Annotated in this window: 1 protein-coding gene and 1 pseudogene; both read right to left on the bottom strand. The window is 42.9% G+C overall.

Annotated elements, in window-relative coordinates; all coding sequences use genetic code 11:
• Positions 1–5: 5 nt before the first annotated feature.
• Entirely contained in the window at positions 6–203 is a 198-nt protein-coding gene (locus tag GGR02_RS17230; protein ID WP_183186160.1) for a hypothetical protein, read from the bottom strand.
• 63 nt (positions 204–266) lie between these two features.
• Positions 267–1,105: pseudogene (locus tag GGR02_RS17915) on the bottom strand (IS982 family transposase).
• Positions 1,106–1,186 lie beyond the last annotated feature (81 nt).

The raw sequence follows: 1,186 nt of genomic DNA, 5'->3' as shown, positions 1-1,186 counted from the left end.
ACGCTCTATCTCAAAAGAATCGATAAATAATGGGAACTGGCAAGGTTGTGTAAAAATTCACCGCCATATTGTGTATTTTTTACTTGCCAAACACAGCCTTTATTTTTGGATATCTCCTGTTCTAATTTTATTAAATCTCGTTTTAGTCTTTTAACTGTTTCTTTTTTCTCTTCGATTGATAAGTATTCATAAATTTTTCTCATCGTTACCTCCCCATATCAGCTTTGATAAAATATAAAATTAAAACCCGTGGTGCTAGTTGAGCGCTAGCGCTCAACTAGCCCAAGTGTTACAAGTGAATATGCCAACAAGATGCCATCTAGTGCTACTTCAAATCCCGCAATCGAATTCGCACGAATTTCTGTCATACGATACTGATCGACGAGGACAGAGAACACCGTTTCAATGACTTTCCGTTTCTGTTTGAGCCATCTCTCCCATGATGCCGATGGGCGATGTTTCTGGTTTTGTGAGATGGAGTCCAAAAAGCGATTTGATACGCTTCATACAACTTTTTTTGCAATTCGCTACTGATGAATCCTTTGTCACCCAAATGAAAGGGATGAGGAATTTGAGTCATGACGGTTTCCGCTGCGGTTCGATCGTGACAGGACGCCTCCGTTACCACGTATCCCACGGGCAGTCCTTGGTCGGTCACTTAAAGATGGAGCTTAAATCCGTAGTACCACTGCTTTTTGGACGCACAAAGTCCAATGTCCGCGATTCCTTGAAGTCGTTTGACTCGATACATTCTTGCGGTATGGCACCACTCGAGCGGCATACTGTCTACGACCGCATAGGCGTGGTGTTGACCAAGTTTGGCTAGTTCATGACGAATCCATTTGATCGCAAAGCGCAGCGCTCGACAACGGCGATGGTAGCGAGAACGTTCGAGAAAATGTCTATCTGTAAACAAGTTCCTAGTCACAAAGCGATGCCATGCACGTTCGGAAGAGAAGCCAAGCAGCTTTCCTAAAAGATGAATCGCAATGATCACTGCATCTTCTTGTTTCACCAAATGACGATTGCGACGTTGAAGATAGAATTGAATTTGTGACAGCTGGGCAGAAACAAAAAAGAAAATGGCTGCATGTATGAGTAAAATGTTTGTGGGAGGAAGCTAAATCCTCTTCCATATGTTTCAAGGGGAGGATTCCTTGAACAGAAGGGGGATGAGCAAAAAAGA

It is taken from the genome of Anoxybacteroides voinovskiense (assembly GCF_014196205.1).
GTDB classification, from domain to species: Bacteria; Bacillota; Bacilli; order Bacillales; family Anoxybacillaceae; genus Anoxybacteroides; species Anoxybacteroides voinovskiense.
Note: the sequence above shows the minus strand (reverse complement) of the source record. Positions and strands in the feature narration are given on the sequence as shown.

What these genes read in the sequence shown, in the direction of transcription:
- GGR02_RS17230 (WP_183186160.1), bottom strand. Translation starts at nt 203, where the DNA reads ATGAGAAAAATTTATGAATACTTATCAATCGAAGAGAAAAAAGAAACA.